Source organism: Aeromonas sp. s6 (assembly GCF_040907815.1).
Lineage (GTDB): Bacteria > Pseudomonadota > Gammaproteobacteria > Enterobacterales > Aeromonadaceae > Aeromonas > Aeromonas caviae.
Map to the genome: position 1 here is coordinate 114,384 of NZ_JBFOCN010000019.1, position 8,006 is coordinate 122,389.

The following is an 8,006-nucleotide window of genomic DNA, read 5'->3' on the forward strand; positions in this document are numbered from 1 at the left end:
GCCCTGTTTTATTTCGCGATATAGCCCCTCATCAGGAGACCTGGTTGCGACCCCGACGTTTTGCCTCGTAAAGTCGCTGGTCCACGCATTGAAGCCAGTCATCCATGCGCCTGTAACTCATCTGATAGGGCGTGAGCCCCACGCTGATGGTGACGGTGATCGCCTGGTGCTGGTACAGGAAGGTGTGCTGCTCCACCTGGCGCCGGATGCGCTCCATGATGGTGTGGGCCTCCTCCAGGGTCGTGCCCCGCAGCAGCAGGATGAACTCCTCCCCGCCAAAGCGTGCCACCAGATCCTTGCTGCGCACCGCCTGCATCAGGAGCCCCGCCAGCGACGCCAGCACGGCATCTCCGGCAAGATGTCCATATACATCATTGATTTGCTTGAAGAAGTCGATATCTATCAAGGCCAGGCAGCAGGCCTCCCCTTCGGCGGGATGGTGCTGGACGTGATCCAGCAGCACGTTGGCCTGCTGGAAGAAGCTGCTGCGGTTGGGCAGCTTGGTCAAGAAGTCGTGCTCGGCGTTGAAGCGCAGCACCCGCTCCATGCGGCTGCGCTCATCCTCCAGGTTGCGGGCGTGGATAAGGGTGCCAAGGGCCGTGGTGAGGGGCTCGAGCAGGCTGACATGGGTCTCGTCAAAGCCACCCGGGCGGTTGGCCAGGGCGATCATGCCGATCGCCTCTCCCTTGTGGCGGATGGGAATGCCGAGGAAGCTCTCCAGGTGCGGATGACCACGGGGGGAGACACCGCGACTGGCTGGATGGCTCGGCAGATCGTTGCAGCACACCAGGGTATTGTGGGTCACCACGTGCCCAAACAGGTTGTCGAGCTTGCTGAAGATGAGCCCGCCCCGGCTCTGGCGCTGCTGCTCATACCAGGCATGGGTCGCCTCATCCCAGGAGACATTGGAGATGGAGGGGACATAGAGACTGGGGCGGCCATCCTCGTACTGGATGATGCCGATGAAACCATAGGAGCTTTCGCTCACGCTCAGCAGGCGCTCGAAGACGGTATCGCAGGCGGAGCCGAGATTGCGATCGAGCAGAAAACTCTGGTGCGCGGCCACCACGATGTCAAACAGCTGGCTCTGCTGCTCGACCCGCTGCTTGGCCATCACCGCCGAGGTAATGTCGTGCGCCAGCTTGACCACCCCCAGCAGGGTGCCGGCCTCGTCGCTCACGGGCATGTAGGTGGCATGGAGCCAGAGGGGGCTGCCACCTTGCCTGACCCGGCGAAACTCCCCCGACTGGATCTCGCCACCCAATACCTTCTGCCAGAAGAGATCATGCTCCGCCTGCAGATCCGGCGGCAAGAGCATGAGATGGGGCTGGCCCACCAGCGCTTCGGGGGGATAGCCCAGCATGTCGCAAAACAGGGGATTGACCGACACCATGCGACCATCGAGATCGAACTCGACCATGCCATAGGCCCGATCAAGGGCGGTCAGCCTGGCGAGGGCCTCATAACGATCCACCGCGTCGATATCGCGAGCGCAAAGTGCTGTGGTATTCATGGCTACGATTCCTTTCGATCGCCGGCGCATTGCATTGGAATGCGGGGACAAGTGCCCAAATCATAGGATCCGGCACCCGGTTACGCTAACACAGGCCCCGATTGGGTGTGAAGACTGGTTCTTGCCACATCCGGCTCCCGGGCGCAGACTGTCTGGCCTTGCCACGGTTCGAGGAGACCCCATGACACCCGCCATCAACTTGCTGAAAAAGCTCAAGATCCCCCACAGGCTCTACCCCTACGAGTGCGAAGCCCACGACGACTTCGGCAAGCATGCCGCTACCCAGCTGGGTCTGCCTGAGGCGCAGGTGTTCAAGACCCTGCTCGCCCATCACGACAAGCAGGCGGTGGTGGCCATCGTGCCCTCCTCGGGCATGTGCAGCCTCAAGCAGCTCGCCAAGGCCACCGGGCTCAAGAAGGTGGAGATGATGAAGCCGGCGGAAGCCGAAAAGCTGACCGGCTACAAGGTGGGCGGCATCAGTCCCCTGGCCCAGAAGAAGCTGCTGCCCACCGTGCTGGACGACTCCGCCATGGCCTTCGACGAGATCCTGGTGAGCGGTGGCAAGCGGGGGCTCTCGGTCGGCGTGGCCCCCGGGGACATGGTCCGGCTGATGAACTGGATTGCGGCCCCCATCGGCGATCATCACGACTGAACAAACAAAAGAGGCGCCATGACTGGCGCCTCTTGCGTCTGGATGTCGGATCTGGCGCCTTGTGTGCGAAGGATACCCAAAGCCCCGGCACCGGAAACCGCCCCGTCCCGGCGGGTGATCTGCCGCCCTCAACACGCCGCAGAGCGGCAGGCGGCGGTCAGTTCGGAAAGCCGGCGACGCTGACGCCCGGCATGGTCGAAGTTACCGTCCTCCAGCCAGCGCTCGAAGCACCCTTTCAGGGCGGGCCACTCGCTGTCGATGACGGAGAACCAGGCCGTATCCCGGTTGTGTCCCTTGTCCACCCGCGCCTGACGGAAGGTCCCCTCATAGTGAAAGCCGAGGCGCAGGGCCGCCTGGCGCGAAGGCAGGTTCAGGGCATTGCACTTCCACTCGTAGCGCCGGTATCCCAGAGCAAAGGCATTGGCCATCATCAACACCATGGCCGCCGTCGCCAGCCGTGACTGCTGCATGGCGGGGGAGAAGTGCAGCCAGCCCACCTCGATGCTGCCCGCCAGGGGATCGATGCGCAGGTAGCTCGCCAGCCCCAGCGCCCGTCCGCTCCCCTCGTCGATGATGCCGTAGAACTGGGGATCCCGCTTGGTGGCGACCTCCCGCAGCCAGACCCCCATGGCGGCCTCGTCCGCGAAAGGGCCGCTGGTCAGATAAGTCCACATGGCCCCGCTGTCGGCACTGAATGCCTGCCACAGATCCCCCAGGTGGCGCTCGGGATCAAGGGGCTCGAGACGACAGCCCCAGCCATGCAGTGCACGGTGGGGAGGGAACTCGGCGCCGCGCCATTCTGGCAGCGCACGCCCCAGAGGCTGCCCAAAGTCGTTGAAAAGGGCGGCGCCGGACAGAGAGGCGTCGCCCCCCTCATTGCAACGTTCAACAGGCACAGGCAATTCCCCCTTCCAGCAGCACTCCGGGCTCGCTGCCCGTGGCGACGGCGAAACCGTCCTGACGCCACCAGTGCAGGCCCCCTATCAGCTCCTTGACCTCAAACCCGAGGGACGCCAGCTTGTAGGCCCCCTGGGTCGAACCGTTGCAGCCGATGCCGTCGCAATAGCAGACATACACCAGGTTCCGGTCCAGTGCCGCCGTGGTCGTCGCCGTCATGGTCCTGTGGGGGAAGGAGATGGCGCCGGGAATGTGCCCCTCGGCATAGTGTGCGGGGGAGCGGGTATCGATGACCACGATCCCCGCCGCCCCGGCCAGCAGATCGGCGGCCAGATCCGCCGGATCGGTACGAAACTTCAGTTGGGCCTCGAAAAAGGCGCTGGCTTCGGCGGCCCCTGCCACCCCTGTGCTCAATACATGACTCATCCTGAACGCTCCTGATGACTAGATGACGATCTCTGTGGTGACGACGGTGTTGACCGAGTTGGCGATGAAGCACTCCTCATGGGCCTGGTGGTGCAACTGCTCCAGGTCCGCCAGGGCGGGCTTCTGCTCTCCCCCGAAGATCACCCTGGGACGCAGGGTGACCCGGGTCATGGCGAGGCGACCTTGTCCGTTTTTCGCCATGATGCCGACCGCTTCGTCCCGGTAGCTCTCTACCCGATAGCCCGCCTTCGCCGCCAGCCAGAGGAAGGTGAGCATGTGGCAACTGGAGAGGGCCGCCACAAACGCCTCTTCCGGGTCCACATGTTCCGCCACCGAGTAAGGCAGCGGCACCACATGGGGAGAGGAGGAGGCCGGCACCCTGACCCCGCCATCAAACGCCCACTCATGGGCCCGGCTGTAACGCTGATCGACGAAGGGCTCGTGCTCCCCCCGCTGCCAACTGATGGTGGCACTGTATTCCGACATGCAGACTCCTTGTGTTGCCAATCCGTGCCGCCCGCTGGCGCCACCCTGTGACCACCAATGTAGCGACAAAATGGCCTTGCCACGCCGACCAATTTTGCCAATATGGGCAGACCAATTTCATCGAGCCGCCACCATGACCACCCACCCCACCCGCTCTGCCCGTCAGTCACCAGCCCCACAGCCGCGCCATGCCCTGCGGGCAGGATCCCTGCCTCGAAAGAGGCGCAACCCCCGCGCCAACGGGAGCGCATCATGACCGTTCTGCCAACGCTCTTCGCCAGCCAGCAACAAGGGGATCTGCCCCTGCACGAACAACTGGTGCGTACCCTGCGCGAGGCCATCCTGGCGGGCTACCTGCCCCTGCACAGCCGCCTGCCCGCCAGCCGTCTCCTGGCCCGGGATCTCGGTATCTCCCGCAGCACGGTGGAACTGGCCTATGGCCGGCTCGAGGCGGAGGGGTATCTGGTGCGCAAGGTGGGCGCCGGCAGCTTTGTCGCCCTGGCGGCGGTGCGCCCCGCGCCGCGCCCGCCCCAGTCAGCGGCTGGCCTCTCCCGTCGCGGCCAGGAGATGGCCCTGGGTGGCGCCTGTCACGACGTGCCCGAGGTGGGCACCACCTTTGCTTCCAGCCAGCCGGATCCCCGTCTCTTCCCCCAGGCACTCTGGGGTCGGCTGATGCAGCAACAGTGGCGCCAGCGCGCCAGCGACTGGATGAACTACGGGGATCCCCAGGGGCTTGGGGAACTTCGCGCCGCCATCAGCAGCTATCTGGTGCAGTCCCGCGGCGTGGTGTGCGAGCCGGATCAGATCCTGATCCTCACCAGCTCCCAGCAGGGGATCCTGCTGGCGACCCAGTTGCTCATCGATGCCGGTGACACCGTCTGGGTAGAAGACCCCGGTTATCCCGGGGCTCGCACCGCCATGGAGAGCGCCGGTGCCCGGGTGCATCCGGTACCGGTGGATGAAGAGGGGCTCAACCCTCATGGGGATCATCCTGCACCGCGTCTCATCTATTGCACCCCGGCACACCAGTACCCCCTTGGCGTCCCCATGAGCCTGCCCCGCCGCATGGCGCTGCTGGCCGAGGCAGAGCGTCACGGCGCCTGGATCCTGGAGGACGATTACGACGGGGAGTACCAGTATGATCAGCGTCCCCTGCCCGCCCTGCAGGGGCTCGACGGCCAGGGGCGGGTGATCTATGTGGGCACCTTCAGCAAGGTGCTGTTCGGCTCGCTGCGCCTCGCCTACCTGGTGCTGCCCAGGCCGCTGATGGACTCCTTCTGCCGCGCCCGGGCCGCCGTCGACGGCCACAGCAACCAGTTGCAGCAAGCGGTCACGGCAGACTTCATCCGGGGCGGGCACTTCGCCACCCACCTGCGCCAGAGCCGCCTCCTCTACCAGAGCAGACGGGATCTGCTGCTGGCGGAACTGGCCGAGCACTGCCCGGGGCTCACCCCCATCCACAGCGGCGCCGGCCTGCAGTGCGCCGTGCTGCTGCCCCCCGGTGGCGAGGCGCGCTGGACCGATGCCGCCAACGCCTGCGGGCTGGGGCTGCGCCATCTGGGCCAGTTCTACCTGGGCCCGCCGACGCTGGAAGGGTGGCTGCTCGGCTTTGGCTGCCTCGACAACCAGACGCTGCGCCAACTCTGTCGTCGCCTGGGTCTCTTGATGCAATCCGCATGACCCCCTTCTCAAGAGGTCAGATCTGCCAGAGCCTGATAGCGCTGTGTCGACGGGAATGGCCCGTCTATACTGGGCACAATCCCGTTGCCGAACCCGGTCAAGATGCATCGAATCCTGCTCCTTTTGCTCGCCCTCTCCCTCCCGTCCCTCACGATGGCGGCCACCCGCTTCACCCTGATCACCGGGGAGACCCAACAGGATGTCCGCATGAATTATTACCGGGCGGCGATGCGGCTGGCGCTGGAGAAAACACGGCCCGATTACGGCGACTATGAACTGCTCGACGCCATCAGGATGAACAAGGCGAGGATGCGGCTCGAAGTGCAAACGCCGGGCAAGAATGCCCTCTTCATCGTCGACAGCTGGCCCCAGGAGATCCCTCAACCCGGTGTCACCCTGGTCCCCTTCCCCATCGATCTGGGCGTGCTCGGCTACCGGGTCTGTTTTGTCGGCAGCGCCCGTGCCCAGGCCCTGGCCGGGGTTCACACCCTGTCCCAGTTGCAGCAGTTCAGGCAAGGGGTGGGCACAGGCTGGCGGGATGCCGACATCCTTCGCTACAACGGCTTCAGGGTGCAGGAGGTGGATAACTATGAGTCACTGTTTCGCCTGGTGGCCCGTGGCCGGATCGATCTCTTCTGCCGTGGTGCCAACGAGATATTGAGCGAGTGGAAAAACCACAGACCCGGCCTGCCGGGGCTGACCGTGGATAGCCATGTCGCCCTCTTCTATCCGCTCATCCACTCCCTCTACAGCCACGCCACCTACAGCAAGGAGCGCGAGCGCCTTTTGCGCGGCCTGCAACTGGCCTGGAAAGATGGCTCCCTGCAGCGCCTCTGGCGCCATCATTTCCAGCCTTCCCTGGTCTTTGCCCGACTCGATTCACGCCAGATCTTCCGGCTGGCCAACCCGCAGTTGCCCGACGAGAGCACCGACTACCGCTCCTATCTCTATGACCCGATGAGGGATGACTTTGGTATCGCTCCCTGACTGGCTCGCCGGTTCTCCCCTGTCAGGCAGGCTCCCCTTGCGCACTCTCTGCCTGGCGCTGCTGCTCTGGTTGCTGCCGACCTGCGTCATGGCCGCTCCCGGCAGCATTCGTGCCTGCATGGAGAACAGTGATTCGCCTCCCTGGTTGCTGATGTCCGGCGAGGGGATAGTGCAGTTCCACCTCAAGGAGGTGGCAAACCGGATCGGGCATCCCATCATTCTCACCCCCCTTCCCTGGAAACGCTGCCTCTCCCTCGTCAGCCAGGGCCAGCTCGATGCCGCCGTCAAGCTGAGCTACAGCGAAGAGCGTGCTCGCACCATAGGGGTCTATCCCTGACTCTTATACACAAGTAGCGTCCTGAACGGAACCTTTCCCGTTTTCCAGGATCTGATCTTCTATGTGACTCCCAACATAGTAACGATCATGATAACTTCTGCTCTTCATCGTACGGCTGACTGGGCCAAATCTGTTTTCTCTTCGGCGGCGCTGGGTGATCCTCGCCGTACCACCCGTCTGGTTAACGTCGCCGCTCAATTGGCAAAATATTCTGGAAAATCAATAACCATCTCATCCGAGGGCAGTGAAGCCATGCAGGAAGGCGCTTACCGATTTATCCGCAATCCCAACGTTTCTGCCGAGGCGATCAGAAAGGCTGGCGCGATGCAAACGGTCAAGTTGGCTCAGAAGTTTCCCGAACTGCTGGCCATTGAGGACACCACCTCTTTGAGTTATCGCCACCAGGTCGCCGAAGAGCTTGGGAAGCTGGGCTCTATTCAGGATAAATCCCGCGGATGGTGGGTTCACTCCGTGCTCTTGCTCGAGGCCACCACATTCCGCACCGTAGGATTACTGCATCAGGAGTGGTGGATGCGCCCGGATGACCCTGCCGATGCGGATGAAAAGGAGAGTGGCAAATGGCTGGCTGCGGCCGCAACTAGCCGGTTACGCATGGGCAGCATGATGAGCAACGTGATTGCGGTCTGTGACCGCGAAGCCGATATCCATGCTTATCTGCAGGACAAACTGGCGCATAACGAGCGCTTCGTGGTGCGCTCCAAGCACCCACGCAAGGACGTAGAGTCTGGGTTGTATCTGTACGACCATCTGAAGAACCAACCGGAGTTGGGTGGCTATCAGATCAGTATTCCGCAAAAGGGCGTGGTGGATAAACGCGGTAAACGTAAAAATCGACCAGCCCGCAAGGCGAGCTTGAGCCTGCGCAGTGGGCGCATCACGCTAAAACAGGGGAATATCACGCTCAACGCGGTGCTGGCCGAGGAGATTAACCCGCCCAAGGGTGAGACCCCGTTGAAATGGTTGTTGCTGACCAGCGAACCGGTCGAGTCGCTAGCCCAAGCCTTGCG

Annotated in this window: 9 protein-coding genes; 5 read left to right on the plus strand and 4 right to left on the minus strand. The window is 63.4% G+C overall.

The window, feature by feature from the left end; all coding sequences use genetic code 11:
• Positions 1-31 precede the first annotated feature (31 nt).
• Complete coding sequence (locus tag AB5Y50_RS02100) at positions 32-1,513, minus strand: diguanylate cyclase (RefSeq protein ID WP_319882943.1); 1,482 nt, start codon at positions 1,511-1,513, stop codon at positions 32-34.
• Between the two features lie 181 nt (positions 1,514-1,694).
• Here AB5Y50_RS02100 and ybaK point away from each other — a divergent pair, with 181 nt between their 5' ends.
• Positions 1,695-2,165 (plus strand): Cys-tRNA(Pro) deacylase, encoded by a 471-nt coding sequence (gene ybaK, locus AB5Y50_RS02105; protein WP_010675694.1) that lies wholly within the window; start codon positions 1,695-1,697, stop codon positions 2,163-2,165.
• 128 nt (positions 2,166-2,293) lie between these two features.
• On the opposite strand, the gene AB5Y50_RS02110 is transcribed toward ybaK, so the two are convergent.
• Genes AB5Y50_RS02110 through AB5Y50_RS02120 form a run of 3 tightly spaced genes read right to left on the minus strand, consistent with a single transcriptional unit; the run spans position 2,294 to position 3,974 of the window.
• Positions 2,294-3,061 (minus strand): GNAT family N-acetyltransferase, encoded by a 768-nt coding sequence (locus AB5Y50_RS02110; protein WP_235713155.1) that lies wholly within the window; start codon positions 3,059-3,061, stop codon positions 2,294-2,296.
• Positions 3,051-3,488, minus strand: coding sequence for a rhodanese-like domain-containing protein (locus tag AB5Y50_RS02115; RefSeq protein ID WP_039040570.1), 438 nt, complete (start codon positions 3,486-3,488; stop codon positions 3,051-3,053). The genes AB5Y50_RS02110 and AB5Y50_RS02115 overlap by 11 nt, the downstream gene beginning before the upstream one ends.
• Positions 3,489-3,506: 18 nt before the next feature.
• Positions 3,507-3,974 carry an OsmC family protein gene (locus tag AB5Y50_RS02120; protein WP_319882944.1) on the minus strand — a complete coding sequence of 156 codons (468 nt, stop codon included), beginning with the start codon at positions 3,972-3,974 and terminating at the stop codon, positions 3,507-3,509.
• A gap of 252 nt (positions 3,975-4,226) precedes the next feature.
• Here AB5Y50_RS02120 and AB5Y50_RS02125 point away from each other — a divergent pair, with 252 nt between their 5' ends.
• The 4 genes from AB5Y50_RS02125 to AB5Y50_RS02140 form a co-directional block, all read left to right on the plus strand.
• Positions 4,227-5,654, plus strand: coding sequence for a PLP-dependent aminotransferase family protein (locus tag AB5Y50_RS02125; RefSeq protein WP_319882945.1), 1,428 nt, complete (start codon positions 4,227-4,229; stop codon positions 5,652-5,654).
• A gap of 102 nt (positions 5,655-5,756) precedes the next feature.
• Positions 5,757-6,641, plus strand: a complete 885-nt coding sequence (locus AB5Y50_RS02130; protein WP_234035471.1) for a hypothetical protein — start codon at positions 5,757-5,759, stop codon at positions 6,639-6,641.
• Positions 6,619-6,978 carry a hypothetical protein gene (locus AB5Y50_RS02135; protein ID WP_368162396.1) on the plus strand — a complete coding sequence of 120 codons (360 nt, stop codon included), beginning with the start codon at positions 6,619-6,621 and terminating at the stop codon, positions 6,976-6,978. Before AB5Y50_RS02130 ends, AB5Y50_RS02135 begins: the two co-directional genes overlap by 23 nt.
• A gap of 87 nt (positions 6,979-7,065) precedes the next feature.
• Positions 7,066-8,006: IS4-like element IS50R family transposase (locus AB5Y50_RS02140; protein WP_368162397.1), on the plus strand; the 941-nt coding region annotated here is incomplete at its 3' end.

What these genes read in the sequence shown, in the direction of transcription:
- AB5Y50_RS02130 (WP_234035471.1), top strand. Translation starts at nt 5,757, where the DNA reads ATGCATCGAATCCTGCTCCTTTTGCTCGCCCTCTCCCTCCCGTCCCTC.
- AB5Y50_RS02135 (WP_368162396.1), top strand. Translation starts at nt 6,619, where the DNA reads ATGACTTTGGTATCGCTCCCTGACTGGCTCGCCGGTTCTCCCCTGTCA.
- AB5Y50_RS02125 (WP_319882945.1), top strand. Translation starts at nt 4,227, where the DNA reads ATGACCGTTCTGCCAACGCTCTTCGCCAGCCAGCAACAAGGGGATCTG.
- ybaK (WP_010675694.1), top strand. Translation starts at nt 1,695, where the DNA reads ATGACACCCGCCATCAACTTGCTGAAAAAGCTCAAGATCCCCCACAGG.
- AB5Y50_RS02100 (WP_319882943.1), bottom strand. Translation starts at nt 1,513, where the DNA reads ATGAATACCACAGCACTTTGCGCTCGCGATATCGACGCGGTGGATCGT.
- AB5Y50_RS02115 (WP_039040570.1), bottom strand. Translation starts at nt 3,488, where the DNA reads ATGAGTCATGTATTGAGCACAGGGGTGGCAGGGGCCGCCGAAGCCAGC.
- AB5Y50_RS02120 (WP_319882944.1), bottom strand. Translation starts at nt 3,974, where the DNA reads ATGTCGGAATACAGTGCCACCATCAGTTGGCAGCGGGGGGAGCACGAG.